This window comes from Streptomyces sp. NPDC003393 (assembly GCF_053589015.1).
Genome location: NZ_JBSFRB010000045.1, coordinates 50,293 through 73,918, shown reverse-complemented (window position 1 = coordinate 73,918; position 23,626 = coordinate 50,293). Strand labels below are relative to the sequence as shown.

Genomic DNA, 23,626 nt, shown 5'->3' with positions numbered 1-23,626 from the left:
GTCCCGCCAGGCGGGACGCCGACGCCGGCGCACGGGCATACCGGAAAACGAATCAGCCGGTGACCTCGACATGCGTCGAAAGGTCACCGGCTGACCACTCAGGGTGAGTGACGGGACTCGAACCCGCGACATCCTGGACCACAACCAGGTGCTCTACCAGCTGAGCTACACCCACCACGACCGGTGACGGTTGACTTTCGTCGTTCCCCGACCGGCCGAGAAAAAGTGTACAGGGTCCGAAGGGGTGCTCGCGCACGGCTTTCGCGGCGCCCCTTCACGGGACCCGGTCAGCCCTGTGTCAGCGCTCTTGAGCAGGCAGGACGTACTTCGCGGCGATCGCCCTGGCGGTCTCGGAGTCGGGGCCGGGCTGCGGCACGAAGACGGCCTCGCGGTAGTAGCGCAGCTCCGCGATGGACTCGCGGATGTCGGCGAGGGCGCGGTGGTTGCCGTTCTTCTCCGGGCTGTTGAAGTAGGCCTTCGGGTACCAGCGGCGGGCCAGCTCCTTGATCGAGGAGACGTCGACGATCCGGTAGTGCAGATAGCCCTCCAGCGTCGGCATGTCGCGCAGCAGGAAGCCGCGGTCGGTGCCCACCGAGTTCCCGCACAGCGGCGCCTTGCCGGGCTCCTTCACATACTCGCGGACATAGGCCAGGACCTGCTCCTCGGCGTCCTTGAGCGTCGTGCCCCCGGCCAGTTCGCTGAGCAGGCCGGACGCGGTGTGCATCTGACGCACCACCTCCGGCATCGTCTCCAGCGCCGCGTCCGGCGGGCGGATGACGATGTCGACTCCCTCGCCGAGCACGTTCAGCTCGGAGTCGGTGACGAGGGCGGCCACCTCGATGAGCGCGTCGTCGGACAGCGAGAGGCCGGTCATCTCGCAGTCGATCCACACCATGCGATCGTTCATGTGTCTCACCTTACGGCGCTCCGCGGCGGGCTGAGCCGCCCGTGCGGGGACGGGGACGGGGCGGGCGGGCGCGCAGGCGCCTGCCCACCCCCTCCCCGGCCGTCCGTCAGCCGTCGCTCAGGCGCCGCCGCGCTGTCCCGGCAGGCTCGCCGACAGTGCCGCCGGTGCGCGGCGGGCGGTCTGGTGCGGCAGCGAACCCTCGGAGTGCAGGGAGGACGGCGCCGGACCCGAGGGCTGCGGGACGCCGACCGGGCCGGACGACGCCGCCGCGCCGCCCACGCCCGTGGGGCCGGCCGCGTTCGCCGGGCCCGTTCCCTGCCCCGGTCCCGCCGGATGCGTCTCGCCGTCCCCGGGCCGCTCGCCCTGCGGTCTGCGGGCCCGGTACGCCGCCCGGTACGCGGCCGGGGACGACCCCAGCTGCCGCCGGAAGTGGCCGCGCAGCGCCACGGGGGAGCGGAAGCCGCAGCGGCCCGCCACCTCGTCCACCGAGTAGTCCGACGTCTCCAGCAGGCGCTGCGCCTGGAGCACCCGCTGGGTGATCAGCCACTGCAACGGCGCGCTCCCGGTGAGCGAGCGGAAGCGGCGGTCGAACGTACGACGGCTCATGTACGCCCGCGCCGCCAGCGTCTCCACGTCGAACTGCTCGTGGAGGTGCTCCAACGCCCAGGCGACGACCTCGGCGAGCGGGTCGGCGCCGATCTCCTCCGGTAAAGACCTGTCCAGGTAGCGCTCCTGGCCGCCGCTGCGGCGCGGCGGGACCACCAGGCGGCGGGCCAGCGCGCCGGCCGCCTCGTTGCCGTGGTCCGTGCGCACGATGTGCAGGCACAGATCGATTCCGGCCGCCGTACCCGCCGACGTCAGCACGTCGCCGTCGTCGACGAACAGCTCTCTGGGATCGACGTGCACCGACGGATAGCGCTTGGCCAGCGTCGGCGCGTACATCCAGTGGGTCGTCGCGGGCCGGCCGTCCAGCAGGCCCGCCGCGGCCAGGACGAACGCCCCGGTGCACAGGCCCACGATGCGGGCGCCCTCCTCGTGTGCCCGGCGCAGCGCGTCGAGCGCCTCCTCCGGTGGCGGAGAGGTGATCGACCGCCAGGCCGGCACGACGACCGTGCCGGCCCGCGATATCGCCTCCAGGCCATGCGGCGCGGTGAGTTCCAGGCCCCCTGTGGTCCGCAGCGGGCCGTCCTCGCCGGCTGCCACCAGCAGGCGGTAGCGCGGCACTCCGGCGTCCTGGCGGTCGATCCCGAACACCGAAAGCGGTATGGAACTCTCGAAGATGGGGCCGCCGCTGAACAGCAGCACCGCGACGATCTCCTTGCGGCGTCGCCCGGAAAGCTTCCGGGCCGCGGTTTCCGGCGCGGCAGTGGAGTCGTGGCTCATACTGCTAAGCCCCCCTCGGTGGTCGCGGCTCCTCGGTTGTGTCGCTCCTGCACGTTTCCCCTCGGTCCTGCACGAGTCCCCCGCCGTAAGTACCGTCAAGATCGAATCTACTGCGTCCCGCCGTGCCACGGTGACCAGTTCGCCACCCGGCACATTGTCGACATGGCAACTTGGCGTGAAGCATTCGATCACGAAGCGTCGCACTCGCGGGGCGTGCAGGGAAGTGCGCCTCGTCGCGGTGGCCAATCCCCATAGGGCGCGAAGGGTGGCGTACACCCTTTCGGTGCAGGTCGAACGGGGGTTGGGGGGTACCTCGGGCGAGTGATGCACGAGTCCGAGAAGTTGGCTGAAAAGATACGGGCGCGTGCGCGGAAACCGGTCAGGTGACCGGAGTCGTTCCCCCCGGGTGACGGCCGCCACGGTGGGCTCCCGTCCCCGTCCGGTGATGCCGTCCGCGGTGCGGCACGCGCTCCTCCGCGCGCAGCCGGGCCGCCCCGCGCTCCGACTGCCGCAACAGCACGTGACAGGCCCCCGTCACGGCCGCCAGCCCCAGCGCGGTCCCGGCGGCCCCCGCCGACGAGGTGCCGTACCAGACCGGCACCACCGGCACGAGCACGCAGCTGAAGGCGCCCCACCGCACCACGTCGCCCACGCTGTCACCCGCCCGCCCGCGAGGGACGCCACCGGCGCGGCCGCCGCCCGCGAGGCCGTGGGCGCGGCCGGCCGCGGGGTCGCCCCGACCCACCCGGCCGGCGCCCTCGGCCGCGACCGGCGCGGTGCGTGGCGGCCGGGGCCGGCCGGGGGCGAGGTGCGGTGCGGACACGGTGGGCTCCCTGCGGTGCTCCCTGTGGAGATGGATCATCCGGTTCAACGCATGTTCGACGGGTCGGTGTCTGTACGGCATCATGCCGGTGTCCGGGGCGGTGCCCGGGCCGGTCTCCCGGGCGGACGTGACCGGGCGGTAGCGGGGAGTGAACCAGGCAAACCGCCTGTACGGGGCAGCAGCCATTGCGTCACGGGCGCCGGTCGTGCATGCTCCGGGGAACCGCCACGGAGAGTGCGCGGGATCTGGGCTAAGGAGGAGTGCCGCCGTACCCTTGCGGGTATGGGGACGGGAAGACGATTCCCGGACACAGTATTCGCCACAGACTGTCGTCCCCGACAAAGGATCACATCGCCGAGACAGCCATGGCCGGTCACGAATTCTTCGAACCCGCAGACCGCAAGCGGCCGGTCGCCGACCCCGCGTCGGTCGATCCCCTGGCGGAGCAGGAGCCACGCCATCCCTGCGATCCGGCGTTCAAGCACGGCGTCGTCGTCGGTTTCGACGGATCCAACTCCAGTGAACGCGCCCTCGCCTACGCGATCGGGATGGCCCATCGCACCCGGTCCGGGCTGATCATCGTGCATGTGGCCAACCGGCTGCCCACCACGGTGTGGGCGGGCTGCGAACCCCCGGTCTTCGTGGACGTCCCCGACCACCGCACCGAGGTGCTCGGCCTCGAGCTCGCGTGCGCGGAGTACCTCGCCGAGGTGCCCTGGATCCTGGTCGAGCGCGGCGGCGACATCTGCCACGAACTCGAGGAGGTCGGCAAGGAGTACGAGGCGGACGCGATCGTCGTCGGCTCCTCGCACGGCATCGTGGGGCGCCTCTTCGGCTCGGTCGCCGGCCGGCTGGCCAAGCGGGCCCGGCGGCCCGTCGTTGTCATCCCGTAACGGTCTCAAATCCCTTTCGTGACCTGGCACATCAGTGTGAAGACCGCCCAAGCTACCGGCGCGTAGAAGGTGTTTGTGCCCTTGTGAAGGGCATATATCGGTCACCGCACAACTGCACAGGAATGAAGGGAGCCCGCCGTGGCCAACGACGTCTCTGCGGGAAGCACCACCACCACGATCGCCGGCCGACTCGCCCTGTTCGTCACCCTGATGGCCTTCGGCCTCGGGTACACGCGGGTCATCAACTCCGTGACGGCGGACGACGCCGTGACCATCGCTCACTATGTCGGCGGTGTAGCCCTGTTCCTCGTCGGGCTGCTGGCCTTCCGTGACCACGACAGCGCCTCCGGCACGGCCTACACCGCCCTCGGAGCCCTGTGGTTCACGTGGGCGCTGTCCGCCGGCAACCAGATCTCGGCCAACGGCTCGGGCCTGTTCCTGGCCCTGTTCGCCGCCGTGGTCCTCTCGCTCACCCTCGCGGGCGGCGACCAGCTCACCCAGGCCACCTACGGGCTGTTCTTCGTCTCCCTGCTCCTGCTGGCGGTGGCGGGCTTCGCCGACAGCTCCAGCCTGGCGAAGGCGGGCGGCTGGTTCGCCGTCGCGGCCGGGGCGGTCGCCTGGTACGCGGCGACCGCGGCCCTCGCGCACTGGCCGACGGCCCTTTCGCGACGCGCTGCCGGCCGAGGTGTGACGGCCACCGGCTGAGCAGCCGTCGGGCCGGGGTTCTGGGCGGGCCCCGGCCCCTGAAGAGAGCGACCCCCTGTGCTGGTGGCACACAGGGGGTCGTTCACGTCCGGCCGGGGACGGCCGCGCGGGCGGCGCCTACTCCACCGTCACCGACTTCGCCAGGTTCCGCGGCTTGTCGATGTCCCGGCCCAGCGCCAACGCCGTGTGGTAGGCGAGGAGTTGCAGCGGGATGCCCATGAGGATCGGGTCCAGCTCGTCCTCGTTCTTGGGCACGACGATCGTCTGGTCGGCCTTCTCCTGCTCCTGGTGGGCCACGGCGAGGATCTTGCCGTTGCGGGCCTTGATCTCCTCCAGCGCCGCGCGGTTCTTCTCCAGCAGGTCGTCGTCCGGCACGATCGCCACCGTCGGCAGCGCGGGCTCGATCAGGGCCAGCGGACCGTGCTTGAGCTCGGAGGCCGGGTACGCCTCGGCGTGGATGTAGGAGACCTCCTTGAGCTTCAGGGAGGCCTCACGGGCCACCGGGTAGCCCCGGACGCGCCCGATGAAGAGCATGGACCGGGCGTCGGCGTAGCCCTTCGCCAACTCCTCGATCTGCTCCTCCTGCTTCATGATCTCGGAAATCTGCTCGGGCAGCTTGCGCAGCCCCTCGATGATCCGCTTGCCGTCGCGCACCGACAGGTCGCGGATCCGGCCCAGGTGCAGCGCGAGCAGCGCGAAGGCGACGCAGGTGTTGGTGAAGCACTTGGTGGAGACCACGCACACCTCGGGGCCGGCGTGCACGTAGATGCCGCCGTCCGCCTCACGGGCGATGGCCGAACCCACCACGTTGACGACGCCGAGGACCCGCGCGCCCTTGCGCTTGAGCTCCTGGACGGCCGCCAGCACGTCGTAGGTCTCACCGGACTGGGAGACCGCGATGTACAGCGTGTCGGGGTCCACGACCGCGTTGCGGTACCGGAACTCGGAGGCCGGCTCGGCGTCGGCGGGGATCCGGGCCAGCTCCTCGATCATCTGCGCGCCGATCATGCCGGCGTGGTAGGAGGTGCCGCAGCCCAGGATCTTCACCCGCCGCACCGCGCGGGCCTCACGGGCATCGAGGTTGATGCCGCCCAGGTGCACGGTGGCGAACCGGTCGTCGATCCGGCCGCGCAGCACCCGGTCCACGGCCTCGGCCTGCTCGTGGATCTCCTTGTGCATGTAGGTGTCGTGGACGCCCATGTCGTACGAGGCGGCCTCCCACTCCACGGTGGTCGGCTCGGCGGTCGTCCGGGTGCCCTCGGTGGTGTACGTGCGGAAGTCGTCGGCCTTGAGGGTGGCCATCTCGCCGTCGTCGAGGGTGACTATCTGCCGGGTGTGGGTGACCAGCGCGGCGATGTCGGAGGCGACGAACATCTCCTTCTCGCCGATGCCGAGCACCACCGGGGAGCCGTTGCGCGCCACCACGATGCGGTCGGAGAAGTCGGCGTGCATGACGGCGATGCCGTACGTTCCCTCGACCAGGCGGAGGGCGGTGCGGACCTTCTCCTCCAACGTCTCGGCCTCGGAGCGGGCGATGAGGTGGGTGAGGACCTCGGTGTCCGTCTCGGAGAGGAACTCCACGCCGTCCGCCTCCAGCTTGCGGCGCAGGTCGGCGGCGTTGTCGATGATGCCGTTGTGCACGACGGCGACCTTGTCGTCGGCCGACATGTGCGGGTGGGCGTTCAAGTCGGACGGGGCGCCGTGGGTGGCCCAGCGGGTGTGCGCGATGCCGGTGGTGCCCTTGAAGCGCGCCGGGACCTTGGCCTCCAGGTCGCGGACCCGGCCTTTGGCCTTGACCATCTTCAGGCCGGCCGCCTTCGGCGAGGTGACGACTATGCCCGCCGAGTCGTAGCCGCGGTACTCCAGGCGCTGAAGGCCCTCCAGAAGCAGCGGGGCGACGTCACGCTTGCCGATGTATCCGACGATTCCGCACATATAAGTCCCTTTTTGTCCCCGAGTTGATGTCGCTGTCGGCTCCGGCGGCGATGGTCAGCCGTAGACGATCCGCCGCAACTGCCGCAGCGAGAGTTCCGGCGGTGCCACCGCGCGGTACTTCAGTTCCGCCCCGATCCGTTCGAAGATCTCCGCGTTCACCAGGCCCTGGGCCTGCATCTCGCGGTGGCGGCGACGGACGAACTCCTCGGTCGTCTCGTCGAAGTAGGCGAGCACGTCCTGGACCACCCGCAGCGCCTCGCCCCGGTTCAGAGGCGTGGACCGCGTCAGATGATCAACGAGTTCGTCGTGCACCCGGTAGATCCTGGAGTACCGGAGATGCTTTCGCAACAATCTTGCCCGATTTCGGGCAGGCTTCTGTTCGGGTATCGGTGAAACGCTGTTCGAGCCTCGTTCGCGCGGCGGCCCGGGCCCTGTCGTACGGGTGAGGCATTGTCAGACTTAACGGACATTCCGCTCCCGGGGCCTCTCCGTGGCATCGAGGCGGAGGCCTGCGGCCTCCCTGCCTGGCCGACCTCCCGGGCGGGTCTCACATGCGCCTCAGGACCGCCTGCTTGGCCAGGGTGAACTCCTCGTCGGTGAGCACCCCCGTGCGGTGCAGCTCGCCCAGCTCGCGCAGCCGCCGCAGCAGCGCGTCGTGATCGTCCTCGGCCGACGGGCGCTGCTGCGGGACCTCGGCCTCCGGGACCTGTGCCACCGCCGTGTCAGGTACGGTCTCGGCGCCCGCCGCCGGTATCCTCCCGGGCTTCTGGCCGGACGCGGCGGGATGCGGCAGCCGCACCTGCACCGCCGCGGCGACCAGCGCCATCAGCGGGTCCTTCTTGAAGCCCCACAGCTCCACCGCGTGCGGGTCGTACTTCGGCGGGGTCCCGGCCGGCGCCCCGCGCACCGTGAAGCGCAGGCAGCCGTTCTCCAGTCCGGCCGCCGGCACCCACTCCACGGCCGCGATGTCCGCCAGCGCGAAGGAGCGGGCGCCCCCGGCGGCCTTGGCGTCCTCCGTCTTCCAGTTCCACTCCAGCCGCACCTGCTCGCCGTCGAAGCCGGCCGTGCCGTCCCCGGCGGCCACCGAGACCGGCAGCGATGGGCCGGACAGCAGATACCGTGTCACCGGATCGGGTGACACCCGCTCCAGCAGCAGGGCGCTGCGGACCTCGTCCACGAAGTACTCGGCGACGCCGTACCGGTCGGACTCCACCAGCAGCTGGTAGGGGTCGTGGGGCTCGCTCAGCCGGCCGCCGGTCGCGAGCAGCAGGGGGTCGGCCCCGTCCCGCAGCCGCAGTCTGAGCCGTCCCGTCTTCTTCCCCTGCTCGAAGGAGACGCCCGCCAAGGCTTCCAGGGGGACGGTGAGTTCGCCCAGCGTACGGCGGAGCAGACCGACGTTCCGGTCCCGGCCGGGGGTCAGCCGCAGGAACTCGCCGTCGAATGTCCAGGTGCCGTCCTTCTGGATGATTTCCGCCATGGGGGGATTGTTTCACCGCGGATGCGAGAGAGTGGTCTACACCCATCGGGTGCTCACCGAGCCCTCGAACCCGTGTGAAGGGAGCGCATGTGAGACGGCACCACAGCACGACTCCCCGCAAGCCACGTACGACCGCCCGGGTGACCCATGTCCTCGGTTCGCTGCTGCTCGTGGCGGCGGCCGGGGCCTTCACGGTCGCCGCCACGCCCGGCAAGGGCGCGCCGCCGGCCGCGACCCCGCTGAGCCAGGTGATCCCCGCGCCCGCCTCCGTCCACGCGGGCCGCGCCGCGTACCGCATCACGCCCGCGACCCGTATCCGCGTCGACGGCGGGGCCGAGGCCCGCCGGGTCGCCGCGTACCTCGCGGACGTTCTGCGGCCCTCGACCGGCTACCGGCTGCCGCTGACCACGCACGGCCCGGCGGGCATCCGGCTGCGCCTGGCGGGGGGCCCGTTCGGGGCCGAGGGCTACCGCCTGGACAGCGGACCCAAGGGCGTGACCATCACCGCGCGTGCACCGGCCGGTCTCTTCCACGGCGTGCAGACCCTGCGCCAGCTGCTGCCCGCCGCCGTCGAGGAGAAGTCCGTACAGCCCGGCCCCTGGCTGGTGGCCGGCGGCACCGTCCAGGACAGCCCCCGCTACGCCTACCGCGGCGCCATGCTCGACGTCTCCCGTCACTTCTTCACCGTCGACCAGGTCAAGCGGTACATCGACGAGCTCGCCCTCTACAAGATCAACAAACTCCACCTGCATCTCAGCGACGACCAGGGCTGGCGCATCGCCATCGACTCCTGGCCGCGCCTGGCGACCTACGGCGGCTCCACCCAGGTCGGCGGCGGCCAGGGCGGCTACTACACCAAGGCCGACTACAAGGAGATCGTCCGGTACGCCGCCTCCCGCTACCTGGAGGTCGTGCCCGAGATCGACATGCCCGGCCACACCAACGCGGCCCTCGCCTCCTACGCCGACCTGAACTGCGACGGCGTGGCGCCCCCGCTCTACACCGGCACCAAGGTCGGCTTCAGCTCGCTGTGCGTGCCCAAGGAGGCCACCTACGACTTCGTGGACGACGTGATCCGCGAGCTGGCCGCCATCACCCCGGGCCGCTACCTGCACATCGGCGGCGACGAGGCGCACTCCACCAGCCACGAGGACTACGTCAAGTTCATGGACCGGGTGCAGCCCATCGTCGCCAAGTACGGCAAGACGGTCATCGGCTGGCACCAGCTGACCGGCGCCACCCCGGCCAAGGGCGCCCTCGCCCAGTACTGGGGACTGGACTCCACCAGCGCCGCCGAGAAGGCGCAGGTCGCCCAGGCGGCGCGGAACGGCACCGGGCTGGTTCTGTCCCCGGCCGACCGGGTCTACCTGGACATGAAGTACACCAAGGACACCCCGCTGGGGCTGGCCTGGGCCGGCTACGTCGAGGTCCAGCGGTCCTACGACTGGGACCCGGGCAGCTATCTGCCGGGCGCGCCCGCCTCCGCGGTCAAGGGTGTCGAGGCCCCGCTGTGGTCGGAGACCCTGTCCGCCTCCGACCAGATCGAGTACATGGCCTTCCCCCGGCTGCCCGGCGCCGCCGAGCTGGGCTGGTCCCCGGCGGCCACCCACGACTGGGACACCTACAAGGTGCGGCTCGCCGCGCAGGCCCCGCGCTGGGACGCCCTGGGCATCGGCTACTACCGCTCGCCCCAGGTGCCCTGGCCCGCCCAGTAGGACGGACGCGCACCGACGGGCGCCCCGGAGGACCGTACTCCGGGGCGCTCCGCCTGTCCTCGGGGCGGCCCTACAGTCCCGCCAGCGGGTTGCGCAGGGTGCCCACCAGCTGGAGCGCGCCCGACGGATCGGCCAGGTCCACCATCTGCCGGTTGTCGCGGAGCTGGAGCCGGTTGAGACAGGACAGCGCGAACTCGGGGGCGAACAGGTCGTACCTGCGGAACCGGTCGGCGAGTTCGGGCACCGACCGCTGGTACTCGCGCACGGTCTCGGCGACCGTGGCCCAGAAGGCGTCCTCCTGAAGGATTCCCTCGGCGGCGAGGTGCGCGGCGAGGAAGCGGAAGAAGCAGTCGAAGACGTCCGTGAACACCGACAGGAGCTTGTGGTCCTCCGGTACCCGCACCCGGATCCGGGCCACCTCCGGCGGCAGCGCCGCGTCCGGGTCCATCACCACGATCTCCTCGGCGATGTCCTTGAAGACCGCCCGCCGCACCACCCCGTCCCGCAGTACCAGGATCACGTTCTCGCCGTGCGGCATGAAGGCCAGGTCGTGGGCGTAGAAGCTGTGCAGGATCGGGGTGAGGTAGGCGCGCAGGTAGTGGCGCAGCCACACGGCGGGGGTCAGGCCCGAGCGTTCGACGAGCGCGGCCGCGAACCCGTGGCCCTCGTGGTCGACGTGCAGCAGCGAGGCCATCGTCGCCAACTGCTCGCCCTCCCGCAGGGACGGCACCGGGCTCTCCCGCCACAGCGCGGCCAGCATCTTGCGGTACGGCGAGGAGCGGTCGGTGGCCCGCTCGTACTCCCGGTGCCGGTAGCCGACGGCGGCCCGCTCACGGATGACCGACAGGCCGGTCGCCTTCAGCACGGGGTCGTTCTCGATCAGGGCGGCCAGCCAGTCGTTGATGGCCGGGGTGGCCTCCATGTAGGCGGCCGAGAGCCCGCGCATGAAGCCCATGTTGAGCACGGACAGGGCCGTCTTCACGTAGTGCCTGCGTGGGTCGGAGGTGTTGAAGAACGTCCGTACGGACTGCTGGGCCAGGTACTCGTCGTCGCCCTCGCCCAGGCACACCAGGTGCCCGCGGGCCACCTCGGCGGCGAAGGTGACGGAGAGCTTGTTCCACCATTGCCAGGGGTGGACGGGGATGAACAGGTAGTCGGCGGGGTCCAGGCCCCGACCGGTGAGCACGCCGTGGAACCGGCGGACCGTCGCCTCGCCCAGCTCCGCCCGCAGGAACGACTCGTACTCGATCCCGGCGCCCGCGGTGAACGCCGCCCGCGAGCGGTGCGCGGCCAGCCACACCAGCCGGACCGGGCTCGCCGTCTCGGGGGCGTACGCCAGGTACTCGTGCAGACCGAAGCCCAGCCGGCCGTTGTTGGCCACGAAGCACGGGTGGCCCTCGCTCATGCCGGTCTCGATGTCCTGGAAGGAGCCCCGCGCCAGCTCGGCCGACGAGACCGGCGGCCTGGCGAGCTTGTAGCAGGTGCTGGACAGAGTGGAGGAGATCTCCTCCAGGTAGACCGGCAGGATCTCGTCGCTCAGGCCCAGGGACTCCTTGAACTCGACGAAGAAGTCCAGGGCCGACAGGGGGAGTTCGGTGCCCTCGCGATGTCGGGTGATGGTGCCCGCGTCGACCTGCCAGTGGTCCAGGGCGCGCCGGACGGCGAGGAACCGGTAGGCGGTGAGCCCGTCGTCGCCGCGGACGACGTAGCGCTCACCCTCCGGCTCGGGCGTGATCAGCCGTTCGTGCGCGAACTCGGCGAGCGCCTTGCGTATGAGCAGACGCTCGGCGACCGCCCAACGCTCGGGGGAGAGGTGGGCGGCGGCGCCGGCAAGGCTCATACGGCCACCCCCGTGGCCGCGGTGAACCGCTCGCGCGTGCAGAAGCTCAGCAGGGCTCTCTTCTCCGGCTTCCGTATCTCCCGCTCGGGCACGAACCCGACGGCCTCGTTCAGGGTGTGCACGGCCTTGTTGCGTACGTCCGGCTCCACCACGACCCGGCGCACCGCCGGGTCCTCGAACAGGCGCCGCATCACCGCGGTGATCACACCCAGGGTGAAACCGTGCACGGGTGTGTCGGTGGGCGCGACCAGGAAGTGCATGCCCACATCGCCCGGCTCCGGCTCGTACAGCCCGACCAGCTCCCGGTGGGCCGGGTCGTACCGCTCCATCAGGAAGGCGGGGTCGCCCTCGTGCAGGCCGAGGAAGGCGTGGTGGTGCTCGTCCGCCGCGATGTCCGCGTACGCGCGCTCGACATCCTCCGGCGTGGCGTCCCGCATCATCCAGAACGCCGCCTTCGGGTGCGTCACCCAGCCGTGCAGCAGCCGGGCGTCCTTCGGCGGGTCCAGCGGACGGATCGTGAAGGTCATGCGGCGAACTCCTGGAAGGCGATGGTCTTCTCGACCGGGTAGTACTCGGTGCCGAGCAACTCGCGGATGATGTACGAGTTGCGGTAGGCGCCCATGCCCAGGTCGGGACTGGTGACGCTGTGGGTGTGGACGCCGGCGTTCTGGAGGAAGACGCCCCGGCCCGTCACGTCGATGGCGTAGTTGCGGGCGATGTCGAAGCGGCCGTGGCCGTCGAAGCGGAGACGGTCGCGGACCGGGTCGAGGAACGCCGGGGGCTCATAGTGGTAGCCGGTGGCCAGCACCAGGCCCTCGGTGCGGATCTCGAAGTCCTTGTGCTGCTCGTCCTGGTGGAAGCCGAGGGTGTACACGCCATCGGCGTACGCGGCCGTCGTCAGCGAGGAGTTGGTCAGCAGCCGGGTGGGGACCGGGCGGCCGCCGCTCTCGGCGTGCTTCCGGTAGAGCAGGTCGAAGATCGAGTCGATCAGGTCCGAGTTGATGCCCTTGAACAGGCCCTTCTGCTGCTTCGCCAGCCGGTGGCGGGTCTCCTCGGGCAGCGCGTGGAAGTAGTCGACGTAGTCCGGGGAGGTCATCTCCAGGGTCAGCTTGGTGTATTCCAGCGGGAAGAACCGCGGGGAGCGGGTGACCCAGTTCAGGCGGTAGCCGTGGACGTCGATCTCGGAGAGCAACTCGTGGTAGATCTCCGCGGCGCTCTGTCCGCTGCCGACGATCGTGAGGGACTTCTTCCGCTTCAGCTCCGCCCTGCGGTGCATGTACTGGGAGGTGTGCAGGAGGTCGCCGCCGAGGTCCCGGCAGGCCGGCGGGACGAAGGGGACCGTGCCGGTGCCGAGGACCAGGTGCCGGGCGCGGAACGTCTCGCCGTGCTCGGTGCGCACCACGTACAGCTCGTCCTCGTACGTCACCTCGGTGACCGTGGTGCCGAAGCGGACGCCGCTCAGCTTGCCCGCCGCCCAGCGGCAGTAGTCGTCGTACTCGATCCGCAGCGGGTAGAAGTTCTCGCGGATGTAGAACGAGTACAGCCGTCCCTTCTCCTTGAGGTAGTTGAGGAAGGAGTACGGCGAGGTCGGGTCGGCCAGGGTGACCAGGTCCGACATGAAGGGGGTCTGGAGGTGGGCACCGTCGAGGAACATCCCCGCGTGCCACTCGAAGTCGGGCTTGGACTCCAGGAAGACGCCGCTGAGGTCGGCGATCGGCTCGGTGAGGCAGGCCAGGCCCAGGTTGAAGGGGCCGAGCCCGATCCCCACCAGGTCGTAGGCGCCGTTCGGGGCTTCAGGACGCGCGGTCAAGGGACTCTCCCAGGTACTGCTCGGCGTGGCCGGCGATCAGGTCGAGGACGGCGGCGAGGTCGGCCGGCCGGGTCTCGGGGTTGAGCAGGGTGAACTTCAGGTAGTGGCGACCGTCGACCTTGGTGCCCGCGACCACGGCGTCGCCGGAGGCGAACAGGGCCTTGCGGGCGTAGAGGTTGGCGCGGTCGATCTCGGCCGGGTCGGTGACGGCCGCCGGGATGCAGCGGAAAACCAGGGTGGACAGGGCGGGCTCCACGACGACGTCGAAGCGGGGGTCGGCGGCCAGCAGCCGCCAGCCCTCCCGCGCCAGGTCGCAGACCTCGTCGAAGAGTTCGCCGATGCCGTCGGCGCCCATCACCCGCAGCGTCATCCACAGCTTCAGGGCGTCGAAGCGCCGGGTCGTCTGGAGGGACTTGTCGACCTGGTTGGGCATGCGTTCCAGCACCGTGCGGCGGGGGTTGAGGTAGTCCGCGTGGTAGGTGGCGTGCCGCAGGGTGGCCGCGTCCCGGACCAGCACGGCGGACGAACTCACGGGCTGGAAGAAGGACTTGTGGAAGTCGACGGTGACCGAGTCGGCGTGTTCGATGCCGTCGAGGCGGTTCCGGTGCTTCAGGGAGGCGAGCAGGCCGCAGCCGTAGGCGGCGTCGACGTGCAGCCAGGTGGCGTACCGCGCGCACAGCCCGGCGATCTCGGGCAGCGGGTCGATGGAGCCGAAGTCGGTGGTGCCGGCGGTGGCGACGACGGCCATCGGTACCAGGCCGTCGCGGCGGCAGCGCTCCAGTTCGTGGGCGAGTGCGACCGTCCGCATGCGCTTGTCGTGGTCGACGGGGACCGGGACCACGGCTTCCTGGCCCAGCCCGAGGAGTTTCGCGGACTTCCTGACGCTGAAGTGGCTGACCTCGGAGGCGAAGATCCGCAGCCGGGCCAGGCCGTCCGTCTTGCTCTCCTCGCGGGCCAGCAGCAGCGCCTGGAGGTTGGACTGGGTGCCGCCGGAGGTGAAGACGCCGTCGGCGGCGGGTCCGAGCCCGATGCGGGCGGCGGTCCAGTCGATGAGTTTGCGCTCGATCAGGGTGCCGCCGGCCGACTGGTCCCAGGTGTCCAGGGAGGAGTTGACGGCGGACAGGACGGCCTCGCCCAGGACCGCGGGGATCACCACCGGGCAGTTGAGGTGGGCGACATAGCGGGGGTGGTGGAAGTAGACCGCGTCGCGCAGATAGACCTCCTCCAGTTCGTCCAGGACCGCCGTGGTGTCGTGCAGCGGCCGGTCCAGGTCGATCCGCTCGATGCGGGGAGCGAGGTCGTCGACGGTGACGCCGGTGAACGGACGTCCGGTGGCGGCGAGTTTGGCGGCCACCCGCTCGACTCCTTCGCTCACGGAGCGGCGGTAGTGCTCCGCGGTGAGGTCATTGAGCAGGTGTGAGCGCATGTGGGGGGTCCTCCGCAGTGGATTCAACTTAGGTTAGCCTAACCTAACTTTTCGAAATCGAGGCATGCCTCTCCGGTGACCGGCGTCCCTTCAGGGGCCGTTACTCCGCCACCCGCAGCTGCTCCTCCGTCATCCCCTGCCGCCAGTAGCCGACGAAGGCGATGCGCCGCCGGTCGAGGCCGCGCTCATCGACGAAGTGCCGCCGCAACGCCTTCACCTGTCCGGACTCGCCCGCGAGCCACACGTACGGACGCTCGGCGGCGGGCAGTCGGGCGGTCCGTACGGCGTCGACGGTGGTGGCGGACCCCTCGTGCCGTACGAGCCAGGTGATGTCCGCGTCCGCGGGCGTCGGCATGTCCTGGATGTCACCGGCGTGCGGCACCTCCAGCCAGGCGTGCACCCGGAGGCCGGCCGGGAGGGACTCGAGGATCGCGGTGGCGGCCGGTACGGCGGTCTCGTCGCCCCACAGCACGACCAGGTCGGTGTCCTCGGGCGGGCGGAAGCGGATGGCCCGGTTGTCGGCGACGGCCGGGCCGAGCAGCAGCACCCGGTCGCCGGGCACGGCGTGTGCCGCCCAGCGGGAGGCGGGTCCGGCCGGGGAGGCGGCCCCGGGTTCGACGCCGTGCAGCGCGAAGTCGATGTCGATCTCGTCGGGGTCGCGGCGCAGCGCACGCAGCGTGTAGGAGCGCATCGCCGCCCGCACATCGTCGGGCAGTCCGCGCCAGGCCTGCCACCAGCTCTCGCCGAGCTCGACCGGTACCACGGGCTCGGGCCGGCCCGGACGGGGCAGGAACAGCGACAGGGACTGGTCCCTGCCGTGAGAGTGGAAGGCCCTCAGGTCGGGTCCGGCGAAGGTGACCCGGAGCAGGGACGGACCGAGCCGCCTCGTCCGTACGACCTGCAGGGAGAAGAAGCGGAACGGGGCGGCCACGGCCGTGGTCATGTGTACTCCTGAGTCGTCGTCAGGGCGCTTTGTGGGGCTGCTGGACGCGAGGCGCGGCGCCGTTCGCGCGGGTCAGGAGACCTTCTTCGCGGTCTCGATGGCCTTCGCGAGGTCCTCGAGGAACGGGGCGCACTTGTCGTAGGACAGGATCGGCTCGGGGTTGCGGGCGATGACCTGGCCGGCCTTGACCGCGGGGAGCTTCTTCCAGGTGCCCTGGGTGATGCCGGCGGGCTGGACGGCCGAGGTGCGGTTGTCCATCATGATGATGTCGGCCGGGTACTTGTCGATGTTCTCCCAGCTCAGCGACTCGTACCAGCCGCCGCCCTGGGCCTTGGCCTTCTCCGGCGGCTCGACGAAGTTCACGCCGAGGGCCTTGAAGTACTCCAGGTCGATGGAGAGGTTGGTGCCGGAGACGTAGAACAGGTCCTGGCTGGCCGATCCGGCCATCACCTTGATCTCCGGCTTGGCCTTGGCGGCGGCGCGCAACCGGGCGGCCGCGTCCTCGAAGCGCTTCTTGGCCTGCCGGACCTTGTCGCCGGTGACGTCCCCGCCGAGCGACTCGGCGAGCGCCAGCATGCGCTGGAGCGGCTCGGGCAGCTGACGGTCGTACACGGAGATGCCGACGCTGGGGGCGCCCACCGCCAGGATCTTCTTCTTGGACTCCTCCGGGACGTACCAGAGGGTGCCGGCGTCGTCGAACATCGTGGAGATGAGGACGTCGGGCGCGAGGGCCGCGTACTTCTCGATGTTGAACTGGCCCCACTCGTTGCCGAGGACCGTCACCTTGCTGACGTCCATGTCGCCGGCCTGCACATCGGCCTTGCCGCCCTTGGCCGTCGTGGGGCCGAAGACGCCCTTGGCCCGGACGCCGTAGTCGTACAGCGCGGCCGCGACGCCCACGAACGCCACGATGTTCGCCGGGACCCGGTCGGCCTTGGCGGTCTGCCCGCGGTCGTCCTCGAAGGTCCACGGGCCGGACCTGGCGGCCGCCGTCCCGCTGCCCGGGCCGCCGCTTTTCGCGTCGTCGGTGCCGCAGGCCGCGAGCGCGGCCCCGAGGCCGAGGGCGCCGCCCGCGGCGAGGATGCCGCGGCGGGAGAGGTGGGTGGCACGGGCAAAGGGCATGGGTGTGACTGCTTTCGAACGGGGCGGAGCGCCCGCCGGACAGGTTCGAAGGTAGGTTAGCCTAACCTCAGTTCGTGTCCAGAGGGCGGGACGCCGCGCCCGTCCGCCCCGGCGGCTCTCCGGCCGGGGCCCGCTGCCGGAGTGTCAGCCGGTGAGCCCCAGCTCCCGGGCGATCAGCATCCGCTGCACCTCGCTCGTGCCCTCGCCGATCTCCAGGATCTTGGAGTCGCGCCACATGCGCGCGACCGGATACTCGTTCATGAAGCCGTAGCCGCCGTGGATCTGCGTGGCGTCGCGGGCGTTGTCGACCGCGATCGTCGACGAGTACAGCTTCGCCAGGGCCGCCTCCTTCTTGAACGGCTCGCCGGCCACCAGGCGATAGGCCGCGTCCCGCCAGGCCAGCCGGGAGGTGTGGGCCTTCGTCTCCATGTCGGCGATCTTGAACTGGATCGCCTGGTTGGCGCCGATCGGCCTGCCGAAGGCCTGGCGCTCCTTCGCGTACTTCACCGACTCGTCCACACAGCCCTGGGCCAGCCCCGTCGCCAGCGCCGCGATCGCGATCCGGCCCTCGTCGAGGATGCGCAGGAACTGCGCGTAGCCGCGGCCCTGTTCGCCCAGCAGGTTGGCGGCCGGCACCCGGACGTCCTGGAAGGACAGCTCACGGGTGTCCGAGGCGTTCCAGCCGACCTTCGAGTAGGCGGGCGCGACCGTGAAGCCGGGTGTGCCGGAGGGGACGATGATCGAGGAGATGAGCGGCTTGCCGTCGGGCTTGCGGCCCGTCACCGCCGTCACCGTCACCAGGCCGGTGATGTCGGTGCCGGAGTTGGTGATGAAGCACTTGGTGCCGTTGATCACCCACTCGTCGGTGTCCGGGTCCAGCCGTGCCGTGGTCCGGGTGGAGCCCGCGTCCGAGCCGCCGTCGGGCTCGGTGAGGCCGAAGGCGCCGAGGATCTCGCCCGTGCACAGCTTGGGCAGCCAGGTGCGCTTCTGCTCCTCGGTGCCGAACAGATGGATCGGCATGGCGCCCAGGGAGACGCCCGCCTCGAGGGTGATGGCCACGGACGAGTCCACCCGGGCCAGTTCCTCCAGGGCGATGCCGAGCGCGAGGTAGTCGCCGCCCATGCCGCCGTACTCCTCCGGGAACGGCAGGCCGAACAGGCCCATGCGGCCCATCTCGCGGACGATCTCGTAGGGGAACTCGTGCCGCTCGTAGAAGTCGCCGATCTTCGGCGCCACGACGTCGTGCGCGAACCCCTCCACCGTGCGGCGGAGTTCCTCCAGCTCAGGGGTCAGTCGGTGGTTCATGGTCGGTCACTGCTCCTTGTGGGAGAGAGCACGCAGGGTGCGGGAGGGACTGGGCCGGCCCAGCCGCCCGGCCATCCACTCGCTCGTGGCGACGAGACGGCCGAGGTCGACTCCGGTGTCGATGCCGAGGCCCCGCAGCATCCACACGAGGTCTTCGGTGGCGAGGTTGCCGGTGGCGGACTTGGCGTACGGGCAGCCGCCGAGGCCGCCCGCGGAGGCGTCCACGGTGGTGACGCCGTGCTGGAGTGCGGCCAGGGTGTTGGCGAGGGCCTGGCCGTAGGTGTCGTGGAAGTGGACGCCGATGACGTCGGTGGGCACACCGGCCTCGTTCAGCGCGGCCAGCAGCCGAAGCACATGGCCGGGCGTGGCGACGCCGATGGTGTCGCCGAGGCTCAGCTCGTCGCAGCCCATGTCGCGCAGCGCCCGGCAGACGCGGACGACCTGGGCGACCGGCACCGGCCCCTCCCACGGGTCGCCGAAGCACATCGACAGATAGCCGCGCACGTGCGCGCCGCCGTCCTTGGCCCGCCGCACCACCGGCTCGAACATGGCCAGCGCCTCGTCCACCGTCCGGTTGAGGTTGGCCTTCGCGAAGGACTCGGTGGCGCTGGCGAACACGGCGACCCGGCTCGCGCCCAGCGACAGGGCCCGCTCCAGGCCGCGCTCGTTCGGGACGAGGACGGGCAGGTCCACCGGAAGCCCGCTCACCATCGGGAACAGCTGCTCCGCGTCGGCGAGTTGAGGCACCCACGTGGGGTGGACGAAGCTGGTGGCCTCGATCGTGGTCAGGCCCGCGTCGGCGAGGCGGCGGATGAACTCCGCCTTGACCTCCGTCGGCACGGTCGCCTTCTCGTTCTGCAGACCGTCGCGCGGGCCGACCTCGTGGATCCTGACCCGGGCGGGCAGGCCAGGGGCCGGGACGGCCATGGGAAGACCAAGTTCCGGAGTGCTCATGCCGTTTCCTCCTCCGCCGGCGCGATGACCGCCAGCACCTGGTCCATGGCGACGGTGGTGCCCGGTGTGACGTCCAGCTCGGTGACCGTGCCGGCGTGCGGGGCGGAGATGACGTGCTCCATCTTCATGGCCTCGACCACCAGCAGGCTCTGGCCCGCGGCCACCTCGTCGCCGACGGCGACCTTCACCACCGTGACCGTGCCCGGCATGGGGGCGGTCAGCGAGTCGGCGCCGGAGTGGGCCGCGCGGACGAGGGAGGCGGCCACCGGGTCGTGGTCGCGCACATGCCAGGCGTCGCCGTCGCGGCCCAGCCAGTCCGCGGCGCGGTGGAAGGTGTGGCGGACCCCGTCGAGCGTGACGGAGACCGTGTCCGCGGTGACCGCGTGGGTGCCGCGCGGGGCGTACGTCACCGGGTCGTTGACGCGCAGGGGGAAGGCCACCGGTTTGGGCTCACCACCCAGCCGCCAGCCGGACGGCACGGAGAACGGGTCCGTCCAGCCCGGGCCCTTGGGCCGCAGCGCGTCCAGCCGGACGGCCGCGGCCGCCTCGTAGACCTCCTCCGGTACGTCGGCGGGGACCAGTTCGTCGACCACCCGCTCGACCAGCCCCGTGTCCAGCTCGCCCGCCATGACCGCGGGGTGGGCCAGCAGCCGGCGCAGGAACCCGGCGTTGGTCTGCACGCCCAGCGTGACCGTCTCCGCGAGTGCCGCGCGGAGCTTGCGCAGCGCGGTCGCGCGGTCCGGGCCGTACGCGATCACCTTGGACAGCATCGGGTCGTACAGGCTGCCGACCTCGGTGCCTTCGCTGAGCCCGGAGTCGGTGCGCACGCCGTCGCCCTGCGGCTCGCGCAGCCGCAGCACCGTGCCGCCGGAGGGCAGGAAGCCGCGCGCGGGGTCCTCCGCGCACAGCCGGGCCTCGATCGCGTGACCGGTGAGGGCGACGTCCTCCTGCGCGTACGGCAGGCGCTCGCCGGCCGCCACCCGCAGCTGCCACTCCACCAGGTCCAGGCCGGTGACGAGCTCGGTGACCGGGTGCTCCACCTGGAGACGGGTGTTCATCTCCATGAAGTAGTACGAGGACGGGTCGCCGCCGGGGACGATGAACTCCACCGTGCCCGCGCCCCGGTAGCCGCAGGAGCGGGCCGCCTGGACCGCCGCCTCGCCCATCGCCGCGCGGATCTCCTCGTCGAGGAGCACGCTGGGCGCCTCCTCGATGATCTTCTGGTGGCGGCGCTGGAGGGAGCACTCGCGCTCGCCGAGGTGGATCACGTGGCCATGGCCGTCGGCCAGGACCTGGATCTCGATGTGCCGGGGCCGGTCGATCCAGCGCTCCACGAGCAGGGTGTCGTCGCCGAAGGAGGCGCGGGCCTCGCGGCGGGCGGCGGCGATCTCGTCCGCCAGCACGGCCTCGTCCCGCACCAGCCGCATGCCCTTGCCGCCGCCGCCGGCGGACGGCTTCAGCAGCACCGGCATGCCGATCCCGCGGGCGGCCTCGGCCAACTGTTCGTCGGTGAGTCCGGAGCCGCTGGAGCCGGGCACGACCGGCACGCCGGCCGCCCGCACCGTCTCCTTCGCGCGGATCTTGTCGCCCATCAGGGAGATCGCGTCCGCCGGAGGGCCGATGAAGACCAGCCCCGCCTCCTCGCAGGCGCGCGCGAAGCCGGCGTTCTCCGCGAGGAAGCCGTACCCGGGGTGGACGGCCTGGGCACCGGTCCGGGCGGCGGCCTGAAGCAGCCGCTCGACGGACAGGTAGCTCTCGGCCGCGGGCGCCGGGCCGATCCGCACGGCCGTGTCGGCCTCCCGGACGTGCCGGGCGTCCGCGTCGGCGTCGGAGAAGACCGCCACCGAGCGCACCCCGAGCGCGCGCAGGGTGCGGATGACGCGGACGGCGATCTCGCCGCGGTTGGCCACCAGAACTGTTTCGAACATGTCTACGAGGTCCCCCTCACATCCGGAAGACGCCGAACTGGGGGTCGCCCAGCGGGGCGTTGGCGCACGCGGTCAGGGCGAGGCCCAGGACCTGGCGGGTGTCCAGCGGGTCGATCACGCCGTCGTCCCAGAGGCGGGCGGTGGCGTAGTAGGCGTTGCCCTGGCGCTCGTACTGCGCGCGGACGGGGGACTTGAAGGACTCCTCGTCCTCCACCGGCCACTCCTCGCCACGTGCCTCGAGCTGGTCCCGCTTGACGGTGGCGAGCACGGAGGCGGCCTGCTCGCCGCCCATCACCGAGATCTTGGCGTTCGGCCACATCCACAGGAAGCGGGGGGAGTAGGCCCGGCCGCACATCGAGTAGTTGCCCGCGCCGTAGGACCCGCCGACGACGACGGTCAGCTTGGGCACGCGGGTGCAGGCGACGGCCGTGACCATCTTGGCGCCGTGCTTGGCGATGCCGCCGGCCTCGTAGTCGCGGCCCACCATGAAGCCGGAGATGTTCTGCAGGAACAGCAGCGGGATCCCGCGCTGGTCGCACAGCTCGATGAAGTGGGCGCCCTTCTGGGCGGACTCGGAGAACAGGATGCCGTTGTTGCCGACGATCCCCACCGGGTGGCCGTGGATCCGGGCGAACCCGGTGACCAGGGTCTGCCCGAACTCGGCCTTGAACTCGGCGAACCGCGAACCGTCGACCAGACGCGCGATGATCTCGCGGACGTCGTAGGGGGTGCGGGAGTCGACCGGCACGGCGCCGTAGAGCCCGAAGGGATCGACCTTGGGCTCCACCGGCTCGGTGACCTCCCAGGGCAGCGACCGGCGCGCGGGGAGGGTGGCGACGATGTTCCGCACGATCCGCAGGGCGTGGGCGTCGTCCTCGGCCAGATGGTCGGTGACGCCGGAGACGCGGGAGTGCACCTCGCCGCCGCCCAGCTCCTCGGCGGTCACCACCTCACCGGTGGCCGCCTTCACCAGCGGCGGCCCGCCCAGGAAGATCGTGCCCTGGTTGCGGACGATCACGGCCTCGTCGCTCATCGCCGGGACGTACGCGCCGCCGGCGGTGCACGACCCGAGGACGGCGGCGATCTGCGGGATCCCGGCGCCGGACATCCGGGCCTGGTTGTAGAAGATCCGCCCGAAGTGCTCGCGGTCGGGGAAGACCTCGTCCTGCATCGGCAGGAAGGCGCCGCCGGAGTCGACGAGGTACAGGCACGGCAGGCGGTTCTCCAGGGCCACTTCCTGGGCGCGCAGGTGCTTCTTCACCGTCATCGGGTAGTACGTGCCGCCCTTGACGGTGGCGTCGTTGGCGACGATCACGCACTCGCGCCCGCTGACCCGGCCGATCCCGGCGATCACCCCGGCCGCCGGGGCCTGTCCGTCGTACATCCCGTCGGCGGCCAGCGGGGCCAGCTCCAGGAAGGGCGAGCCCGGATCGAGCAGGGTGTCCACGCGGTCGCGCGGCAGCAGCTTCCCGCGCGCGGTGTGGCGGGCCCGCGCCTTCTCGCCGCCGCCGAGCCGCGCGGCGGCGAGCTTGCCGCGCAGCTCCTCGACGAGCGCGCGGTGTGCCTGTTCGTTGGCCCGCCAGGCCTCCGACGCGGGGTCGGCCGCGCTCGTCAGCTCCGGTGCCTCGTGCATTCCTGTGGTCCCCTCACCCGGTGGTTCGACGTGGTCCACTGTTAATGAGCGTTAACCCATTTCCTCCAGGTTAACGAGCGCTAACCATCCTGTCTAGAATTGTTTTCATGACCACGCGAACCGACGCCCCCACCCGCCGCGAGCAGATCCTCAGGGAAGCCGCGCGGCTCTTCGCCGAACGCGGCTTCCACGGCGTCGGGGTCGACGAGATAGGCGCCGCGGTGGGCATCAGCGGACCGGGCCTGTACCGGCACTTCGCGGGCAAGGACGCGATGCTCGCCGAGCTGCTGGTGGGCATCAGCGGCCGGCTGCTGATGGGTGCGAAGCGACGCCTGGCGGAGGCCGGTCAGGTGGCGGGTGCGGAGGCGGTCCTCGACTCGCTCATCGAGGGGCACATCGACTTCGCGCTCGACGACCGTCCCCTCATCACCTTGCACGACCGTGAGCTGGACCGCCTGCGGGACAGCGACCGCAAGCTGGTGCGCCAGCTCCAGCGGCAGTACGTCGAACTGTGGGTGGAGGTGGTCCGCCAGGTCCACCCCGACCTGGCCGAGCCGGCCGCGCGCTCGGCCGTCCACTCCGTCTTCGGCCTGCTGAACTCCACGCCCCACCTGGGGCGGCGCGGGTTCCTGCCGGGGCGGGGGGCGACGGCGGAGCTGCTGCACCGGATGGCGCGGGGCGCCTTCGCCGCGGCGAGTCAGCCCGCGGCGGGCTGAGCGATCCGCCTGCGGAGGGCCGAGCGGGGGAGGGGCCGCGGGGCTTCGCCGCCGCGCCCCTGGGCGCCTTCCGGGTGGGGTGGTCGTCCGGCGCGGGCGGCCGCGGCCGTG

20 protein-coding genes and 1 tRNA gene are annotated in these 23,626 nt (G+C 71.3%); 4 read left to right on the top strand and 17 right to left on the bottom strand.

Annotation, left to right across the window (positions count from 1 at the left end; genetic code table 11):
* Nucleotides 1-102 precede the first annotated feature (102 nt).
* The 4 genes from ACWDUZ_RS32175 to ACWDUZ_RS32160 form a co-directional block, all read right to left on the bottom strand.
* A tRNA-His gene (locus ACWDUZ_RS32175) sits at nt 103-175 on the bottom strand.
* Between the two features lie 123 nt (nt 176-298).
* Complete coding sequence (gene orn / locus ACWDUZ_RS32170) at nt 299-907, bottom strand: oligoribonuclease (RefSeq protein ID WP_451635328.1); 609 nt, start codon at nt 905-907, stop codon at nt 299-301.
* A 117-nt stretch (nt 908-1,024) separates the two neighbouring features.
* The gene (locus ACWDUZ_RS32165; RefSeq protein WP_451635327.1) at nt 1,025-2,290 is read right to left on the bottom strand and encodes a helix-turn-helix domain-containing protein; all 1,266 of its coding nucleotides are present in this window, start codon (nt 2,288-2,290) and stop codon (nt 1,025-1,027) included.
* 379 nt (nt 2,291-2,669) lie between these two features.
* Nucleotides 2,670-3,113: a hypothetical protein gene (locus ACWDUZ_RS32160; RefSeq protein ID WP_451635326.1), complete on the bottom strand. Its 444-nt coding sequence runs from the start codon at nt 3,111-3,113 to the stop codon at nt 2,670-2,672.
* Between the two features lie 365 nt (nt 3,114-3,478).
* Between ACWDUZ_RS32160 and ACWDUZ_RS32155 the strand changes: the two genes are divergently transcribed.
* On the top strand, nt 3,479-4,006 hold the full coding sequence (locus ACWDUZ_RS32155; RefSeq protein WP_389824486.1) for a universal stress protein: 528 nt from the start codon (nt 3,479-3,481) through the stop codon (nt 4,004-4,006).
* A gap of 138 nt (nt 4,007-4,144) precedes the next feature.
* Nucleotides 4,145-4,711, top strand: coding sequence for a GPR1/FUN34/YaaH family transporter (locus tag ACWDUZ_RS32150; protein WP_451635325.1), 567 nt, complete (start codon nt 4,145-4,147; stop codon nt 4,709-4,711).
* A gap of 117 nt (nt 4,712-4,828) precedes the next feature.
* Here ACWDUZ_RS32150 and glmS read toward each other — a convergent pair whose 3' ends face one another.
* From glmS to ACWDUZ_RS32135, 3 genes are all read right to left on the bottom strand, one after another.
* Entirely contained in the window at nt 4,829-6,646 is a 1,818-nt protein-coding gene (glmS, locus tag ACWDUZ_RS32145) for a glutamine--fructose-6-phosphate transaminase (isomerizing) (protein WP_451635324.1), read from the bottom strand.
* A 54-nt stretch (nt 6,647-6,700) separates the two neighbouring features.
* Nucleotides 6,701-6,958 (bottom strand): hypothetical protein, encoded by a 258-nt coding sequence (locus tag ACWDUZ_RS32140; protein ID WP_030170818.1) that lies wholly within the window; start codon nt 6,956-6,958, stop codon nt 6,701-6,703.
* 235 nt (nt 6,959-7,193) lie between these two features.
* Nucleotides 7,194-8,123: a DUF4429 domain-containing protein gene (locus ACWDUZ_RS32135; RefSeq protein WP_451635323.1), complete on the bottom strand. Its 930-nt coding sequence runs from the start codon at nt 8,121-8,123 to the stop codon at nt 7,194-7,196.
* Between the two features lie 89 nt (nt 8,124-8,212).
* Here ACWDUZ_RS32135 and ACWDUZ_RS32130 point away from each other — a divergent pair, with 89 nt between their 5' ends.
* Nucleotides 8,213-9,838, top strand: a complete 1,626-nt coding sequence (locus ACWDUZ_RS32130; protein ID WP_451635322.1) for a beta-N-acetylhexosaminidase — start codon at nt 8,213-8,215, stop codon at nt 9,836-9,838.
* A gap of 70 nt (nt 9,839-9,908) precedes the next feature.
* On the opposite strand, the gene ACWDUZ_RS32125 is transcribed toward ACWDUZ_RS32130, so the two are convergent.
* From ACWDUZ_RS32125 to ACWDUZ_RS32080, 10 genes are all read right to left on the bottom strand, one after another.
* Nucleotides 9,909-11,678, bottom strand: a complete 1,770-nt coding sequence (locus ACWDUZ_RS32125; protein WP_451635321.1) for an IucA/IucC family protein — start codon at nt 11,676-11,678, stop codon at nt 9,909-9,911.
* The gene (locus ACWDUZ_RS32120) at nt 11,675-12,205 is read right to left on the bottom strand and encodes a GNAT family N-acetyltransferase (protein WP_451635320.1); all 531 of its coding nucleotides are present in this window, start codon (nt 12,203-12,205) and stop codon (nt 11,675-11,677) included. Before ACWDUZ_RS32120 ends, ACWDUZ_RS32125 begins: the two co-directional genes overlap by 4 nt.
* Complete coding sequence (locus ACWDUZ_RS32115) at nt 12,202-13,488, bottom strand: lysine N(6)-hydroxylase/L-ornithine N(5)-oxygenase family protein (RefSeq protein WP_451635319.1); 1,287 nt, start codon at nt 13,486-13,488, stop codon at nt 12,202-12,204. Before ACWDUZ_RS32115 ends, ACWDUZ_RS32120 begins: the two co-directional genes overlap by 4 nt.
* Nucleotides 13,472-14,914 carry a lysine decarboxylase DesA gene (gene desA, locus ACWDUZ_RS32110; RefSeq protein ID WP_451635318.1) on the bottom strand — a complete coding sequence of 481 codons (1,443 nt, stop codon included), beginning with the start codon at nt 14,912-14,914 and terminating at the stop codon, nt 13,472-13,474. Before desA ends, ACWDUZ_RS32115 begins: the two co-directional genes overlap by 17 nt.
* Nucleotides 14,915-15,014: 100 nt before the next feature.
* On the bottom strand, nt 15,015-15,857 hold the full coding sequence (locus tag ACWDUZ_RS32105) for a siderophore-interacting protein (protein WP_451635317.1): 843 nt from the start codon (nt 15,855-15,857) through the stop codon (nt 15,015-15,017).
* Nucleotides 15,858-15,929: 72 nt separating this feature from the next.
* A complete protein-coding gene (locus ACWDUZ_RS32100; RefSeq protein ID WP_451635316.1) occupies nt 15,930-16,979 on the bottom strand; it encodes an ABC transporter substrate-binding protein in 1,050 nt (349 codons plus the stop codon).
* Between the two features lie 144 nt (nt 16,980-17,123).
* Nucleotides 17,124-18,284, bottom strand: coding sequence for an acyl-CoA dehydrogenase family protein (locus ACWDUZ_RS32095; RefSeq protein ID WP_451635315.1), 1,161 nt, complete (start codon nt 18,282-18,284; stop codon nt 17,124-17,126).
* Between the two features lie 6 nt (nt 18,285-18,290).
* Nucleotides 18,291-19,238, bottom strand: coding sequence for a hydroxymethylglutaryl-CoA lyase (locus ACWDUZ_RS32090; RefSeq protein WP_451635314.1), 948 nt, complete (start codon nt 19,236-19,238; stop codon nt 18,291-18,293).
* Nucleotides 19,235-21,166, bottom strand: a complete 1,932-nt coding sequence (locus tag ACWDUZ_RS32085; RefSeq protein ID WP_451635313.1) for an acetyl-CoA carboxylase biotin carboxylase subunit — start codon at nt 21,164-21,166, stop codon at nt 19,235-19,237. The genes ACWDUZ_RS32090 and ACWDUZ_RS32085 overlap by 4 nt, the downstream gene beginning before the upstream one ends.
* Before the next feature lie 16 nt (nt 21,167-21,182).
* Nucleotides 21,183-22,799, bottom strand: coding sequence for a carboxyl transferase domain-containing protein (locus tag ACWDUZ_RS32080; protein ID WP_451635312.1), 1,617 nt, complete (start codon nt 22,797-22,799; stop codon nt 21,183-21,185).
* A gap of 107 nt (nt 22,800-22,906) precedes the next feature.
* Here ACWDUZ_RS32080 and ACWDUZ_RS32075 point away from each other — a divergent pair, with 107 nt between their 5' ends.
* Complete coding sequence (locus tag ACWDUZ_RS32075) at nt 22,907-23,515, top strand: SACE_7040 family transcriptional regulator (protein ID WP_451635311.1); 609 nt, start codon at nt 22,907-22,909, stop codon at nt 23,513-23,515.
* Nucleotides 23,516-23,626 lie beyond the last annotated feature (111 nt).